This is a genomic window from Kitasatospora sp. NPDC040550 (assembly GCF_055594965.1).
On the sequence record NZ_JBVIWC010000002.1, the window covers coordinates 469,461 to 484,518 of the forward strand.

Annotated in this window: 12 protein-coding genes; 4 read left to right on the forward strand and 8 right to left on the reverse strand. The window is 76.3% G+C overall.

The window, feature by feature from the left end; genetic code table 11:
- Positions 1-39 precede the first annotated feature (39 nt).
- The gene (locus tag ACZ58X_RS04860) at positions 40-747 is read right to left on the reverse strand and encodes a lysoplasmalogenase (RefSeq protein ID WP_470332255.1); all 708 of its coding nucleotides are present in this window, start codon (positions 745-747) and stop codon (positions 40-42) included.
- A gap of 233 nt (positions 748-980) precedes the next feature.
- Between ACZ58X_RS04860 and ACZ58X_RS04865 the strand changes: the two genes are divergently transcribed.
- Positions 981-2,744 carry a DUF2398 family protein gene (locus ACZ58X_RS04865; RefSeq protein ID WP_470332256.1) on the forward strand — a complete coding sequence of 588 codons (1,764 nt, stop codon included), beginning with the start codon at positions 981-983 and terminating at the stop codon, positions 2,742-2,744.
- Positions 2,745-2,780: 36 nt separating this feature from the next.
- On the opposite strand, the gene ACZ58X_RS04870 is transcribed toward ACZ58X_RS04865, so the two are convergent.
- The 5 genes from ACZ58X_RS04870 to ACZ58X_RS04890 form a co-directional block, all read right to left on the reverse strand.
- Entirely contained in the window at positions 2,781-4,154 is a 1,374-nt protein-coding gene (locus ACZ58X_RS04870; RefSeq protein ID WP_470332257.1) for an FAD-dependent oxidoreductase, read from the reverse strand.
- A gap of 183 nt (positions 4,155-4,337) precedes the next feature.
- Entirely contained in the window at positions 4,338-4,517 is a 180-nt protein-coding gene (locus ACZ58X_RS04875; RefSeq protein ID WP_402488284.1) for a hypothetical protein, read from the reverse strand.
- A gap of 216 nt (positions 4,518-4,733) precedes the next feature.
- Positions 4,734-6,386 carry a BCCT family transporter gene (locus ACZ58X_RS04880; RefSeq protein ID WP_470332258.1) on the reverse strand — a complete coding sequence of 551 codons (1,653 nt, stop codon included), beginning with the start codon at positions 6,384-6,386 and terminating at the stop codon, positions 4,734-4,736.
- 125 nt (positions 6,387-6,511) lie between these two features.
- Positions 6,512-6,883 (reverse strand): MerR family transcriptional regulator, encoded by a 372-nt coding sequence (locus ACZ58X_RS04885; protein WP_470332259.1) that lies wholly within the window; start codon positions 6,881-6,883, stop codon positions 6,512-6,514.
- A 66-nt stretch (positions 6,884-6,949) separates the two neighbouring features.
- The gene (locus ACZ58X_RS04890; protein WP_470332260.1) at positions 6,950-7,747 is read right to left on the reverse strand and encodes an alpha/beta fold hydrolase; all 798 of its coding nucleotides are present in this window, start codon (positions 7,745-7,747) and stop codon (positions 6,950-6,952) included.
- 56 nt (positions 7,748-7,803) lie between these two features.
- Here ACZ58X_RS04890 and ACZ58X_RS04895 point away from each other — a divergent pair, with 56 nt between their 5' ends.
- A complete protein-coding gene (locus ACZ58X_RS04895) occupies positions 7,804-8,949 on the forward strand; it encodes a sulfite oxidase (RefSeq protein ID WP_470332261.1) in 1,146 nt (381 codons plus the stop codon).
- A gap of 94 nt (positions 8,950-9,043) precedes the next feature.
- Here ACZ58X_RS04895 and ACZ58X_RS04900 read toward each other — a convergent pair whose 3' ends face one another.
- Together ACZ58X_RS04900 and ACZ58X_RS04905 are read right to left on the reverse strand one after the other, a co-directional pair.
- Positions 9,044-9,694 carry a TetR/AcrR family transcriptional regulator gene (locus tag ACZ58X_RS04900; protein ID WP_470332262.1) on the reverse strand — a complete coding sequence of 217 codons (651 nt, stop codon included), beginning with the start codon at positions 9,692-9,694 and terminating at the stop codon, positions 9,044-9,046.
- Positions 9,695-9,859: 165 nt separating this feature from the next.
- Positions 9,860-10,771, reverse strand: coding sequence for an acyl-CoA thioesterase (locus ACZ58X_RS04905; protein ID WP_470332263.1), 912 nt, complete (start codon positions 10,769-10,771; stop codon positions 9,860-9,862).
- 126 nt (positions 10,772-10,897) lie between these two features.
- On the opposite strand from ACZ58X_RS04905, the gene ACZ58X_RS04910 reads away from it, so the two are divergent.
- The gene (locus tag ACZ58X_RS04910) at positions 10,898-12,253 is read left to right on the forward strand and encodes an SWIM zinc finger family protein (protein WP_470332264.1); all 1,356 of its coding nucleotides are present in this window, start codon (positions 10,898-10,900) and stop codon (positions 12,251-12,253) included.
- Positions 12,254-12,339: 86 nt separating this feature from the next.
- Entirely contained in the window at positions 12,340-15,045 is a 2,706-nt protein-coding gene (locus ACZ58X_RS04915) for a DUF7824 domain-containing protein (protein WP_470332265.1), read from the forward strand.
- Positions 15,046-15,058: the final 13 nt, after the last annotated feature.

The window sequence follows — 15,058 nt, forward strand, 5'->3', positions numbered from 1 at the left end:
GCCCTGACCGGACCGGCGGCGCGGCGGTGCGGCGGTGCGTCAGAGGGCCGCCCGCTCCTGCCGCTCCTCGTGCTGGAGCAGCCCGCTGGCCAGCAGGTACTGGGCCAGCACGTACGTCGCCATGATCCAGAACTGATGCCCCGGCAGCTCGCGCCACTTCGCCAGCTGGGTCGCGATCAGGGTGTCGGAGAGCAGGAACAGCGCCCCGCCCAGCCCGGTCCGCCAGCCCAGGCCGGCCGCGGTGACCGCCGTCGAGGTGAGCAGCAGGCTGTAGCCGGCCACCGGGACCTTGAGCTCCCCGAGATCCGGCCAGAGCTGACCGATCATGCCCGCCCAGGCCGTCGCGTACGCGGCCGCGACCACCAGGGCGCGCCGCCGGTCGGTGAGCGCCCCGCGCTGGACGAACATCGCGACGTAGCAGACGTGCGCGGCCGCGAACGAGCCCATCCCGGCCAGGAACGCGGTGTCGTCCTTCAACTGGAGCAGCACGTCCCCGCCCGCGCTCGCCAGCAGCGCCGGGGTCAGCAGCTTCGGCGCCTCGCGCTCGGTCCGGGCCGCCGCCGCCACGCCGTGCGCGGCCAGCAGCGGCATCAGGGCCGGCTTGGTGGCGTTGCGCAGCACCTGGGCCCCGGAGAGGATCGAGCCCAGGTGCACCGCCGAGGTGGCCGCGAAGCCGCCGAGCAGGCCGGTGGCCGAACGCAGGCGCCCGCCGAGGCCGGTGGCGCGGGTGGTCGTACGGATGCTCATGCGGCGTCTGCCTCCGAGGTCGCCCGGGGTGGGGGTCCACCGACCCTAAGGGAGCCGGCGGGGTGGGGGAAGACCAGGTTACCGGTGCGTAACCCGAGCGGGGAGCGGGGAGTGACGGCCCGGCCGGGAGAGCGGAGCGGCCGCGACCGCTTCGACGGCTCTTGCGGAGACTTCCTCAGGAGCACGGTTGCTGCCACCGGGTGAGCCGGTCACCGTCTACGCTGGACCCCGACATGGAGCAGCAGGAGTACGCGGTCGGCGCCACCCGGGTGGCCGCCGGCAGGCCGGACGGACGCAGGGGCGGGGCAGGGCGGGGAACCGCCGCCGCCGTCCTCGCCGTACGCGGACCCGAAGCCGAAGTCGAAACCGAAGTCGAAGCGGAGGCGGAGGCGGAAGCCGCCGAAGCCCGCGCCGCCGCCACCGGGCCCGCCGACCCGGCCGATGCCGTGGGCGGGCACGGTGCTGACGGCCCGCAGGAGACCGACGGGGCGCTCTCGCCCGACCCGGGACTGCTCCGGCTCGCCCACTGGTTCGCCGCCGCCACCCCCGGCGCCGCCGACGACCTGTGCACCGCCTCCTTCGGCCTCTACCCCGCCCGGCACCTCGGCACCGCCGCCGAGCCCGGCGACCCCGCCGTCAGCTGGTGGCACGGCCCGACCGCCCACACGGCCGCCGTCCCGCGTGCCCGCGAGGCCCGTGAGGGGCGCGCCGACGGCGGCCTGCGCCGCGCCCGGCGCGACGCCGCCGCCCTGCCCGTCGTCCGGTCGGGCGCCAAGCCCGGCCGGCCCGGCCGCCACCGCAGGCCGGAGCGCGCCCAGGCCCTGCCGGAGCCGCCCGGCGAAGCCCCCGAGCCGGCGGGCGAGGAGCTCCCGGACGCCGAACGCCGCATCGCCGCCCGGCTGTTGCTCGCCCACCCGCTGGTCACCGCCTCCGGCCCGCACGCCGACGGCTTCCCGCTGATCCGCCGTCACCGCGACTGGCTCGTCGAACGCTTCGACACCCTGCTCGGCTACCGCCTGGTCGTCGGCCCCTGGCACGCCCGGCTCTGCAAGGCCGGCCTCGGCCCCGGCGCCGCCCGCCGCCTCGAACACCCCGCCACCGGCGCCCCGTTCACCCCGGCCGGCTACGCCCAGCTCGCCCTCGCCCTGGCCCTGCTCGTCGACGCCCCCGAACAACTCCCGTACGGGCGGCTGCTCGACGCGATGCGGGCCGCCGCCCCCGAACTCGCCGCCCAGGCGGCCGACCCGGACGCCCCCGCCATGGCGCTCGCCGCGCTGGCCGACTGGCAGGTCCTCGGCGACCTGCCGGCCGACCCGGCCGACACCGCCTTCGTGCTGACCGTCGACCGTGAACTCGCCCGCGCCGTCCCGGCCGGACCCCCCGCCCTCGCCGCCGACGCCGCCGACCTGATCCGCCGCGCCGCCGAGGCCGAACCCGCCACCGCCGTACGGCGCCTCCTCGCCGAGACGCCCGCCGTCCTCGCCGCCGACCTCCCCGAGGACCGGCGCGCCTGGCTGCACGAGCACCGGCTCAGCGGCCCGGCCGCACTCGCGGACTTCCTCGGGCTGGAGGCCGAACTGCGGGCCGAGGGCGTCGCCCTGCTCGACCCGGCCGCGGAACTCACCGACCTCGCCCTCCCCGGCACCGGCACCCTCTCCCAGGCCGCCCTGCTGCTGGTCGAAGGCCTGGTGGAGGAGGTCCGGCCACTGCCCGGCGAGGCCACCAAGGGTGACGTCCCGATCGCCGACGCGCTGATAGACGGCCTCCTCGGCGACATCGCCGACGACCACGACCTCCCGGCCCGCTACCTCGCCGACCGCACCGCCCTGCGCCGCGACGCCCTCGACCTCCTCCACCGGCTCGGCCTGATCACCCCCACCCCCCGCACCACCTGGCTCCTCCGCCCCCCGGCCGCCCGCTACGCCCCGGCGCCGGACCTCCACCCCACCCCCGGCACCGGCCGCCACTCCCGCCCCGCCACCTCGCTGGGGAGCTGAGCCCCGGGCCCCGTTGTGGTCCGTTGAGCGGGCCGGTCAGGCCGGGATGAGGGCTTCCCACTCGGTGCGGGTGGGGCCGTCGTGGCGTGGGGTGAAGTCGGGGTGGGCGGCCAGCCAGGCGGTGACGTGGCGGTCGACCTCCTCGCTGCCGTAGGCGTCGTCGGGCGTGCGGACCAGGTGGCGGACGTGGGCGCGGGCGCGCATGACGACCGGGTCGTCGAAGGCGCAGGCGGCGAGGGCGGCGGCGCGGCGCTCGGGGAGGGCCGAACCGTCCAGGAGGCGCTGCTCGTTGGCGCGGTCGCCGGCCACCTGGGCGTCGAACCAGGGGCGCAGGGTCCGGGTGGCCCAGTCGTGGTAGCCGGTGGGGTCGGCGGCGACCTGGTCGGCGTGGCCGGCGAGGTACTGGCCCGCGAGCAGGCCGAGTGCGACGCCGTGGCCGAGGGTGGGGTTGGTGTGGATGAGGCTGTCCCCGGCGTTGACCAGGCCGGTGACGACGGGGCCGGCGTCGTCGGTGAGGGAGGTCCAGCGGTTGTCCAGGCCGGCCATCGCCAGGACGGCCGAGCGGGGTTCGGGGTCGAGGTCGAGCCAGGCGGCGCAGGCGGGGAAGCGGCGGAGGACGGCCTCGAACACGGCGGGGTCGAGGAGTGCGCCGCGGGTCGGGTCGCCGGTGGAGAGCACCATGCTCAGCGCGAAGGTGTCGTTGTCGGAGGGGAAGACCCCGGCGGCGGCGAATCCCGCGACCGAGCCGGTCCGTACCCGTCCGGGGTCGCGCGGACCGTCGGCCCGCAGGCGGTACCAGCGGCACAGGTAGGTGATGCCGGTGCGGTGGCTGTCGACGACGGGCGGGCGGCAGCCGGCGGCCGTCAGCCAGCCGGGGACGGCGGAGCGGCGGCCGGCGGCGTCGACGACGAGGTCGGCCGGGTGGGTCTCGGCGTCGACCCGCAGGCCGGTGACCCGGGGAGGGTGGCCGTCCTGGACGGTGAGGGCGCTCACCCGCCGGCCGCGCCGTACCTCGACGGTGGGCTCCCGCCGTACGGCCGCGGTGAGGGCGGCTTCCAGCACGATGCGGCGGGTGCGCAGGGTCACCAGGTCGTCGTCGCCGTCCCGGTGCGGCGGGCGCTGGTCGAACCAGTCGAAGTCGTGGTACTCCCTGGCGCCCCGGGCCAGCAGGTCGGCGTGGACGTCGGGGGCCTCGGCGCGCAGCACCGTGCGGACCGGGGCGAGGAAGGAGTGGGGCTGGTCGGCCTGGGGGACGCGGGGCCGCTTCCACTGGTAGAAGTCCTGGTCCAGGTCGGTGTCGGCCTGCCGGGTCTCCTGTTCGAACAGGGTGACGGCATGGCCCCGTCGTCCGAGCATGAGGGCCGTTCCCAGCCCGCTGATCCCGCCTCCGATGATTGCAACCCGCGCCACTGCATCCCCTTCGCGTCGTGTTGCAGAGCGATCATAGGGCTTGCTGATCTTCGGATTGACACGGCCCCCAGGAGCCCGTGACCGCGGCCCCGGAAAGGCGGCAGCACCGCGTCCGGTGCCGGACGGCGGTGCTGGGGGCGGTGCTGGGGGGCGGGCGGGTGGTACGGGGCGCGGCCCGGTCGGCTACTTGCTCGCGGTGGCGGCGGCGATCGGGCCGTGCTGGACGGTCTCCACGGTGGCACCGACCCCGAGGGTGCCGAGGGCGATGGAGGCGAGGACGGCGGTGCAGGCGAGGAGACGGCGGTGGCGCTGGGGGAGCGGGAAGCGCGGTTCCTGGTAGGGCGCCTGAGGGCTGGCGTTCATGACAGGGAGGCTCCCAGGGCGGTGTGAACGGTCGGTACGCGCGGGTGAAGTCCGGACGGGGAACGGGCGTCGCTTGGCCGCATACGCCCCACCCGGCCGTCTGGTGGGGCGTATGCGCTGGTCAGCCCTGGTGCGGCAGGAGGTTCGGAGCGAGGTTCGGAGCGACGCCCGGAACGGGGTCCGGAACGGGGTCCAACAGGAGGTCCGGGCCGGGCCTCAGCGCCGTCGGCCGCGTTCGGCGAGGGCCTCGCCCACCGCGACCCGGACGGCGTCCCGCAGGCCGTGGGCGGGGTGGAAGCGGGAGGGGCCGGCCGCCGGGTCCTCGCGGAGCTCCTTCACCAGGGAGAGGCAGAGCAGCAGCATCACCACGACGAAGGGCAGCGCGACCAGGATGGTCGCGTTCTGCAGCGCGGTGAGTCCGCCGGCCAGCAGCAGGGCGGCGGCGACCCCGCCCATCAGCACGCCCCAGACCACCACCAGCGGGGTGCGCGGGTGCAGCGAGCCGCGGCTGGAGAGCGAGCCGAGCACCAGGGAGGCGGAGTCGGCGCTGGTGATGAAGAAGGTCATCACCAGCAGGACCGCGACGACGCTGGTGACCGAGCCGAGCGGCAGCGAGCGCAACATCTCGAACAGGGAGGCCTCCGCGCCGCGCGGGATGGTCGCGACCAGGTCGGCGGTGCCGGTGCCGACGAGCCGGATCGCGGTGCCGCCCATGACGCAGAACCAGATCACGGTGGCTCCGCTGGGCACCAGCAGCACGCCGAGCAGGAACTGCCGGATGGTGCGGCCGCGCGAGATCCGGGCGATGAAGGTGCCGACGAAGGGCGCCCAGGAGAGCCACCAGGCCCAGTAGAAGATCGTCCAGGAGCCGAGCCAGCTCTCGTCGGTGAAGGCGCCGGTCTGGGTGGACATCCCGAGCAGATCGGAGAGGTACCCGCCGACGGTGGACGGGATCGAGTCGAGGACGAACACCGAGGGCCCGAACACGAAGACGAAGAGCATGATCAGCGAGGCCAGTACGACGTTCGCGGTGGAGAGCCACTTGACGCCCTTGTGGACCCCGGAGAACGCGGAGAGCACGAAGGCGGCGGTCAGCGAGCCGATGATGACGAGCTGGGCGTTCTGGGTGTTGCGCACGGAGGTGATGTAGCCGAGTCCGTCGGCGACCTGGAGCGCGCCGAGGCCGAGGCTGGTCGCGGAGCCGAAGACGGTGGCGAAGACGGCGAGCAGGTCGATCGCCTTGCCCTGCCAGCCGTCCGCGCCGCGCTGCCCGATCAGCGGGACGAAGGCGGCGGAGATCCGGTTGCCCCGGCCCTTGCGGAAGGTGGTGTAGGCGAGGGCGAGGCCGCCGACCGCGTAGATCGCCCAGGGGTGGAGGGTCCAGTGGAAGAGCGAGAACTCCAGCGCCTGCTGGGCGGCGGCCGCGCTCTGCGGTTCGAGGCCGGAGCCGGGCTGCGGGGCGGCGAACAGTTGCAGGGGCTCGCCGACGCCGTAGAACATCAGGCCGATGCCCATGCCGGCGCTGAACATCATGGCGACCCAGGCGAGGGTGGAGAACTCCGGTTCGTCGTCGTCGCGGCCGAGCCGGATCCGGCCGAAGCGGCTGAAGGCGAGCAGCACGGTGAGGACCAGGAAGACGTCGGCGGCCACCACGAACAGCCAGCCGAAGTTGTGCAGCACCCAGCGGAGCGCGGTGCTGGAGGTGCGGCCGAGCGAGTCCTCGGCGAACACGCCCCAGGCAACCACCGCGAGCACCAGGACGGCGCTGATCCCGAAGACCGCCCGGTCGGTGGGGAGGGTGGCGGCGGGTTCGCCGGGCTCGTCGGGCTCCCGCACGCGCGGGGAGGGCTGCGGCGGCTGGCTGCTCATGCGGGCGGACCTCTCGACATACTCGGAACACGGGGAATCGCGATGTATGTCGCACTATGTCCAGTGGGCGGCGCGAGTGGCGGGAGGGCGCGCCGGGCAGGCGGAGTGTGGGGACCTTCGTCCCGTCAGGCCGCCCGCTCCCCGCTCGGCGCGTGCGCCGTCGCGAGGTAGCGGGAGAGCACCCGGCGGCTGCGGGTGAGGTCGCCGATCCGGGCGTCCAGGTCGGCGAGTTCGCCGCGCAGGGTGGCGAGCAGGTCCGGACAGGCCGTCAGGGTGGGGAGCGGGCCGGTGGCGCAGGGCAGGATCCCGGCGATGATCCGGGTGGGCAGGCCGGCCGCGAGCAGGCTGCGGATCTGCCGGACCCGGACGGTGTCCCCCTCCGCGTACTCGCGGTACCCGGCTGCGGTGCGGCCGGGCCGGAGCAGCCCCTGCTCCTCGTAGTAGCGGAGCAGGCGGGCGGACACCCCGGTGAGGCGGGCGAGTTCTCCGATGCGCATGACGGTCCGAACGTGGGCCGCTGCCGGGGTGTTCCCGGGCCCCGGCCCAGGTCGGCGGGCGCGGTGTCAGCCCTTGACGAACTCCAGCACTGCTCCGCGCAGTTGGGGCAGTGCCTCGACCATCGCCAGGTGCCCGGACGGGAATTCGAGGTGGCGGGCGCCGGGGATGCCCTCGGTCGGCAGCCGGTGCTGGTCCGGCTGGACGAGCATGTCCTCGGCGGCGCCGATCACCAGGGTGGGCACGGTGATCGAGGGCAGTTCGGCCCGTACGTCGGTGCGGGCGGCGAGCCGGAGCTGCTGCGGGAAACCGGTCGGCAGCGGGGAGTTGAGCCCCTCCCGGAGCGCGGCGAACCGGTCGGCGGGCAGCGCGTCCACCCGGCGGTGGCCGAGTACGACGGTGAGCATCAGGTCGGCGAGCTCGGCCGGCCGGTCGCGGAGCCGGACCATCAGCTCGGACAGCGCGCTCCGGCGCGGCGAGCCGCCGGCCACACCCGCGATCAGCAGCAGCGAGCGGCCCCGCCCGGGATACCGGGTGGCGATCCGGACGGCCACGGCGGCGCCCAGGGAGTAGCCGGCCAGGTCGAAGGTGTCTGGGCCCTCCTCGTCGGCGGCGACCGGCCGGTCGGCGTACTCGTCGAGGGTGGGCTCGCCGGGTTCGTACGGGCTGTCGCCCGAGCCCGGGTAGCCGGGGGCGACGACGGTGCGGTGCGCGGTGAGGTCGGGCAGCAGCGGGCCCCAGTCCTCCCGGGCGCTGCCGGCGGCGCCGTGGGCGAGTAGCAGGCCGGGGCCGGGAGCGAACCTCCGCCCGTCGCCCTGGTCACGGAAAGCGCCGGAGCGCCTACGCTGGGAGAGCGGGAGCGCCATCCGGACAGTGCCGTCCGGATGCCGTCGCGCCCCGCCGTCGAGGAGGTACCAGACCCGTGCCCGGAAGCGTCGACCCGCCGGGGAGCATCGAGCTGCCCGGAATCGTCAAGCCGCTGCCCGCCCGGTGGTTCGTCCGGCGCGACACCAACGCCGAGATGCGGTGGGACGCGCTGCGCGACGCCGACGGCGGGGCCGCCGTCGGCCGTCACGTCCCGGTGGAACGGTTCTTCGTCCGCAACCACACCAGCACCCCGCTGATCGACCCGGCCGCCTGGCGGCTGCGGCTGTTCGGCAGCGGCCTGCACGGCGCGCCGGCGCCGGAGCGGGCGGTCGAGTTCGGCCTGGCCGACCTGCGGGCGATGCCCGCCACCCGGACCGACGCGCTGATCGAGTGCGCCGGCAACGGCCGCGACTTCTTCCACCGCCAGCAGGGCCAGCGCGTCCCCGGCACCCCGTGGACGCTGGGCAGCATCGGCTCGGCGGCCTGGCGGGGCGTCCGGCTCGCCGAGGTGCTGCGGGCCGCCGGGCTGACCGACCGCGCGGTGGACGTGCTGCCCACCGGCCTGGACCCGGACTACGTCGTCGACGGCACCAACCACGGCCCGGTCCGCCGGCCGCTGCCGATCGCCAAGGCGCTGGACGACGCGCTGCTCGCCTACGAGATGAACGGGGCCCCGCTGACCCCCGACCACGGCGCGCCGGTGCGGCTGGTGGTGCCCGGCTGGGTCGGCATCGCCTCGATCAAGTGGGTCGGCAGCATCGAGGTGGCCGACCACCCGCTCCGGTCGCCCTGGAACACCGTCTTCTACCGGATGTTCGGCCCGGGCCACCCGCCCGGCGGCGTCGCGCTCACCACCCAGGTGGTCAAGTCCGCCTTCGAACTGGCCGAGGGCGCGCGGCTGGAGGCCGGGCGCGAGCACCGCCTGTACGGGCGGTCGTGGTCCGGGACGGCCCCGGTGCGGCTGGTCGAGGTGAGTACCGACGGCGGCCGCAACTGGCGGCCCGCCGAGCTGGACGGCGAGCCGCCCGCCGGGGACTGGGCATGCTGGAGCGTCGGCTGGCGCCCCGAGCGGCCCGGCCGGTACGAGCTGCGCGCCCGCGCGACCGACCGCGGCGGCGCCACCCAGCCCGAGCGGGCGGCCCTCAACCGCGAGGGTTACCTGTTCGGCGCGGTGGTGGCGCACCCGGTGACGGTGGTCTGAGCGGCCGTCGGGGCGCGGCCCGGGGCGCCTCGGGCCCGCGCGCCCGGGCTCGGGGCATGCTGGCTCGGGGCATGCTGGTTCGGGGCGTCCGGGCTCAGCCGGTGGACTGGACCTCGTACGGGGCCGGGTAGTGGGCCTCGTACGGGGTCAGCACCAGCCGCACCACGTCCTCCAGCCGCCGTCTGGCGTCCCCGAGGGTGGTGCGGCCGGTCACCCAGGCCGTCAGTTCCCCCTGCCAGGCGTGCGCCACGATGTGCCGCACCAGGTCGCTGGCCGCTGCCGGCACCTCGGCCGTCACCGCCTGGAGCGCGGTGCTGTCGGCCCGGGCCATGCCTTGCAGGGCCTCGCTGGCGAAGGGGTCGGTGGAGGCGGCGACGGCGACCCGCAACCGGGCCAGCTCGGGCTGGCGCTGGTAGGCCCGCATCCCGCCCCGGACGAACCGGACCGCCCGGTCGGTGGCCCCCAGCCCGGCGCGCGGTCCGCGCAGCTCGGCCACCAGGTCCGCCAGCAGCAGCCGGTGCCACTCGGCGATCGCCGCCGCCAGGAGGTGGTCCTTGGAGGAGAAGTAGCGGTACGCCGTCCCCAGGGCGACTCCGGACCGCTCGCAGACCTGCTTCATCTGCAGCCGCTCGACGCCGATCTCGTTCACCAGGGCGAGCGCGGCCGCGATCAGGCTCTCGCGGCGTTCGAGCTGACGTGGAGACATCGCCTCCACCGGCCGTGGTGACAGGTCAACCTTGGTCACCCGCACCATGATACGGGCCGGGGCCGCTCAGGAGTATGACGCCGACCGGCCCCCTTCCGTTCGCCCGTCGTCCACCGCGGTCGCCCCGGGCGGCGCGCGGGGGCGTCCGGCGGCCTCCCGGGCGGCTCCCCCGCGGCTCCCGGCGGCCTCCGGGGGCCGCCCGGTTCACGGCATCCGGCGGATCAGCGCCTCCTGGGTGGCGGAGGCCACCAGCCGGCCGGCCCGGTCGTAGAACTCGCCGAGCGACAGGCCGCGGCCGTCCGAGGCGGAGGGGCTGCGCTGGGCGAAGAGCAGCCACTCGTCGGCCCGGAAGGGGCGGTGGAACCACATCGCGTGGTCCAGCGAGGTCATCAGCAGCCGGGGCGGCTCGGTGCGCTGGAAGAAGTTCGCCTGCTCGTGCAGCCCGGCGGTGGAGGCCAGGGTGAGGTCGGACAGGTAGGTGAGCGCGCAGGTGTGCAGCAGCGGGTCGGTGTCCGGCAGCCGGGTGGCGATGCGCAGCCAGACGAACTGCTGGGGCATGCCGGGGACGGCCGGCGGCAGGCCCGGGGCGTCCGGGGGCACGAAGCGCAGTTCGAGGTCGCGGAAGCCGTCGGAGGCCTTGATCGCGGTGCGCAGCTCCTCGTCCCAGTGCGAGAAGGCGTCCGGCAGGGTCTCCGGGGCGGGCAGCGGGGGCACTTCGCGCTGGCGGTCGCCGGCCGCCGCCTCGGGGAGCTTGAAGGAGGCGGTGAGGTTGAAGATCTCCTTGCCGTCCTGCACCGCCCGGACCCGGCGGGTGGTGTAGGTGAAGCCCTCGCGCAGCCGGTCGACCTGGTACTCGATCGGCCGGGTCGGGTCGCCGGGCAGCAGGAAGTAGCCGTGCAGGGAGTGCACCGCGCGCTTCGGGGCGCAGGTGCGTCCGGCGGCGGCGAGGGCCTGGGCGGCGACGTGGCCGCCGAAGGCGCGCATCGGGGCGCCGGCATGGCAGTGGCCCCGGAACGTGTTCTCGTTCAGCTGCTCGATTTCCAGCAGGGCGGCGAACGGGGTGGCCGGAGCGGGCGCCTGCTCGGTCGGTCTCTGCTGCTCTGTCAGGTCGGTCACCGGCCCATAGTGGCAGAAGCCAACCGTGCGGTGGTGTGACCTGGGTAACGCGGACCCTGGGTAGAACGTGTTTCACCGAGACGCCCGGTCGGGGGAATGTCGGACCGGTCACCTAGCGTGCTGCCCATGACGCAATCCGCACAGGCGTACGCCTATCTGCGCCCGTCGGCCGTCCTGGACGGCGCCGCCGGCCGGAGCCTCGACCTGGCCACCTCCGGCGGCGCCACCCCGCTCGGCGCGGCCGCCAACCCGCGCTTCTTCGCGGGCTTCCTGGCCGAGCCGGCCCCGGCCGCCGCCGCACTGCTCGCCGTCGCGGACGTCGCCGCCGCCCGCTACCACCAGCCGCGGCTGCGCGCCTCGCTCGACCCGGTGGTCACCGCGGACGGGGACCGGCTGCGCTTCGAGTCCTTCTCCGGCTGCTGCGGCGTGTACGCCCGGCTCGACGTGCTCCGGGCCGGGCTGGACGGCGGCGACATCGGCCACGGCACCACCAACGTGGACGTCAACGACCCGCTGCGGGAGGCGCTGACCAGGATCGGTCCGGCCGAGCCGCTGCACCTCGCGGTCGGGCCGGACGCCTTGGAGGTCACCGGCTTCGACGGCACGCTGGTCGAGAAGAAGGTGCCGTTGCCGGAGCGCTGGCTGCGCGGCTTCGCCGAGACCCAGGTGGTCGCCGCCGGCTTCGACCTGCGCGCCGAACTCGGCGCCGCCGAGGCCGTGCGCTTCCTGCGCTCGCTGCCGCGCGGCGGCCGGGGCGGCACCGGCTGGGTCGTCCCGGCCGGGCGCACCCTGCGGCCCACCACCCGCCCGGCGCCCGGCGCGGTCTGCCTGCCCGGGCCCGAGCGGCTGGTCGCCCTCCAGCGGGTGCTGCGGCACGCGCTCGCCCTGCGGGTGTACGGGCCGGTCGCCGGTCCGGCCCCGACGGCCTCCGCCTGGGAGGTCGTGCTGCCCGGCATGCGGCTGACCCTCACCCTCTCGCCGGACGCCTCGCGCGGCTTCTCCGGCGAGGGCGGCGTGCTCGACGCGCTCGCCACCGGCACGGCCGAGCAGGACGCCGAGCTGATCGCGGTGCTGCTCGCCTGGGAGCCCCGGATCGAGGTCGCCGAGCTGGCCGAGCAGTCCGGGCTGAGCGTCGAGCGGGCCCGCGCCGCGCTCATCCGGCTCGGCACCGCCGGGCAGATCGGCTACGACACCGCCGAGGCCGCCCACTTCCACCGGCGGCTCCCGTACGACGCCGGGCGCGCCGAGGCCGCCAACCCCCGGCTGCGGGCCGCCCGCGCGCTGGTCGCGGCGGGCGCGGTCCGGCTGGAAGGCGGCGGGGCGACGGCCGTCGTCACGGTCGACGACCACATCCAGCGGGTGCGGACGGACCCGTCGGGGCGGGTGAGCTGCACCTGCCTGTGGTGGGCCCGGTACCGCGGCGGGCGCGGGCCGTGCAAGCACGCGCTGGCGGTCGGCATGGTGCGGGAGGCCGGGGCATGAGCCAGGGGGAGCGGGCGGAGAAGCGGGGCCGGGGGGAGAAGGCCGTGGTCGGGTCGGCAGAGGCAGAGGCAGAGATGGAGGCGGAGATGGCGAACGCGGAGCGGACGGCGGGGCCGGTCGGGGAACTGCTCGCGGCCGTCCGGGCCGGGTTCGTCGGAGCCGTCCCGGACCTGCTGGCCGAGCTGGACCGGGCCCAGCGGCGGGAGTGCCTGGCCGCGCTCAAGGAACTGCGCAAGGAACTGCGCGACGACTGGTCGCAGTCCGGGACGGACACCAGGGGCGCCCTGCTGGTCGCCGGAGCCGGCTGCCACCCCGGCCCGGCGGGCGCCGCCACCTGGCTCGCCGGCACCGACTTCGGCAGCCGCGACTGGGCCCGGCACCCGGCGCTGCACGTGGTCGTCGAGGCCCAGCCGCAGGAGTGGCAGATCGAGGTGGCCACCCGGCTCGCTGAGCGTCCGGCGCGCTCCTGGAGCTGGTCGATGCACCCGCTGGCCGAGGCGATCGTCCGGCGCACCGGCTGCGCCGTGCCGGTGAGCGAGCCCTTCGTCCGGGGCTGGTTCGGCGCCCTGTCCACGGAGTACGGCCCCCGCCCGCCGCTGGTCCAGCGGCTGCGGGTCGACGCCCTGACGCCCGTACTGCTGCCCCGGATCATCGAACTCGCCGACATCGGCGGCACGTTGACCCGCCGGCACAGCCCGCGCCCGGGGGACGTCTGGACCGAGGCGATCGCCGAACTGGCCACGGCCGGGGTGGTGGACCGGGTCGAACTGCTCGACCGCTGCCTGGCCCGGCTGCTGCGCGGAGGCAAACCCGCCGACCAGCGGGCCTTCCTGGAACTGCTGCGGGCGCTCGACCCGACGCCCCGGGAGTACGCCGCCCGGCAGCGGGACGTCCTGGCCCTGCTGGACGGGCTGTCGGTGCTCGCCGGCCACGCCCAGGAGGTGCTCGCCGGACTCGACGAGGCCGGGCTGACCGCGCCGGGGACCCTCACCGAGGCCTCCGCCGTGGTGCTGTTCCGGACCGAGAAGAAGCTGGTGCGGGCCCAACTGGCCTGGCTGGAGAAGGCCGCCCGGCGCACGCCCGACCGCTCCGGGCCGGCGGTGCTCGCGGCGGCCGGGGCCTTCGGCCACCCGGACCCCGGCATCCAGGAGCGGGCGCTGAACGTGGTGGCCCGGCACCTCGCCGCGGCGGGCGAGGCAGTGCTCCCCGAACTGCGCGGCGCCGCCGAACTGCTGAACCCCGCCCATCACGCCCGGGCCGGGGAGCTGTTCGGCGCGCCCGTCGGCGACGCCGACGACCCGGCGACCGGGGCGGACGAGATCCTGCCGCCGGTGCCCGGACCGCGCCCGCTCGGGCCGCCGATCGGCTCGGCGGCCGAACTGGCCGAGGAACTCTCCGCGCTGCTCGCGGCCCGGGCACCCGAGGTCGCCGCCTTCGAACGGGTGCTGGACGGGCTGGTCCGGCAGGCCCACCTGGACCGGGCCGCGCTCCTCGCGGCGCTGGAACCCGTCCGCCGGACGCACCCCTGGCAGGGCGCCGGCCACTGGGCCGACTGCACGCCCCGGGACATCTCCTACGTGGTGGCCGCGCTCGCGGGCGAGACACCGTCACGCCGGCTCTGGGACGCCCTCACCGGCAACGGCCGCACCCCGCTGCGCGGCCCCCGCACCAGCCCGCACGGCGCCGTCCTCGCCGCCCGGCTGGAGGAGGCCGCCTGGCAGGTGACCGCCAACCGCCCGCCGTACCTGCTCGCCGTCCCGACCGACACCACCGGGGCGATCGAGCCGGCCACGCTGGTCGAACGCCTCGCCGGGTACCAGGCGGCGCGCATCACCCCCGGCCAGGCCGACCTGTGCGCGGCCCTGCTCAGGGTCCGGCCGACCGCCGAGCCGCGGGTGCTGGCCGCCGCCGAGGCGCTCACCTCACCCGCCGGACGGTGGCTGGCGCACTGGCTGCGCACCGGCGGCCTGCCCGGACAGCCCTCCGAGCGAGTGCTCTTCGCGCCCGGCCGGGGCGTACGGAGCCGGCGGACCCACCTGGACCGCTGGTGGGAGGAGATCGAGCGGATCGTCGTCGCCCAGCCGGGCACCGGCTCCGGGCCGACCGGGCCGGCCGGCGAGCGGCTCGCCCCGGAGTTCCGCAAACTGCTCGACCCGACCGGGCCCAGCGTCTCCCGGGCCCGCGCCGTCGAGGAGTGGGTCTGGCGGCCGGTCCCGCACTGGGTGGCGGTCCTGCCCCACCACCGGGAGGAGTTGGCCGCCCGCTGGCTCGACCAGTTCGCCGCGGGCGCCGACCGGGACGAGCGCGGGACCGCGCGCCACCTCCCGCTGCTCGCCGAGTCCGGCGGCCCCGCCGGGCTCGCGCTGCACCTGGCGCTCGCGTACGGCCTGGGCGCCCGGCAGGCCGAGGACCGGACCGGCGCCGTCGACGCGCTGCTGGTGCTCGCCGCGCGCGGGGACCTCGACGGCGGGCTGCTCGGGCGCGAGCTGGGCGAGCTGGTCCCGCTCGGAGCGGTCAAGCCGACCAGGCTGGTGGCGGTGCTCGGCCAGGCGGCGGAGACCGGCGCGTACCGGACGGTGTGGACGGTGCTGCGGGCCGCGCTGCCCGGGCTGCTCGGCCCGTCCGGGCCGACCGTCCGCGGGCTCGGGGACCTGCTCGCCCTCGCCGCGGACTGTGCCCGGCGGACCGGGGCGCGGGGTGCGGTGGCCGAGGTGACGGCGGTGGCGGAGCAGGGCGGGTCGAGCCGGGTGGCGAAGGAGGCCCGGGCGCTGCGGGACGTCCTCGCGGGCTGAGCGGGGCGTGTCG

Coding starts and splice junctions, on each gene's coding strand:
- ACZ58X_RS04910 (WP_470332264.1), top strand. CDS start 10,898: ATGACGCAATCCGCACAGGCGTACGCCTATCTGCGCCCGTCGGCCGTC.
- ACZ58X_RS04865 (WP_470332256.1), top strand. CDS start 981: ATGGAGCAGCAGGAGTACGCGGTCGGCGCCACCCGGGTGGCCGCCGGC.
- ACZ58X_RS04880 (WP_470332258.1), bottom strand. CDS start 6,386: ATGAGCAGCCAGCCGCCGCAGCCCTCCCCGCGCGTGCGGGAGCCCGAC.
- ACZ58X_RS04885 (WP_470332259.1), bottom strand. CDS start 6,883: ATGCGCATCGGAGAACTCGCCCGCCTCACCGGGGTGTCCGCCCGCCTG.
- ACZ58X_RS04890 (WP_470332260.1), bottom strand. CDS start 7,747: ATGGCGCTCCCGCTCTCCCAGCGTAGGCGCTCCGGCGCTTTCCGTGAC.
- ACZ58X_RS04915 (WP_470332265.1), top strand. CDS start 12,340: ATGGCGAACGCGGAGCGGACGGCGGGGCCGGTCGGGGAACTGCTCGCG.
- ACZ58X_RS04875 (WP_402488284.1), bottom strand. CDS start 4,517: ATGAACGCCAGCCCTCAGGCGCCCTACCAGGAACCGCGCTTCCCGCTC.
- ACZ58X_RS04860 (WP_470332255.1), bottom strand. CDS start 747: ATGAGCATCCGTACGACCACCCGCGCCACCGGCCTCGGCGGGCGCCTG.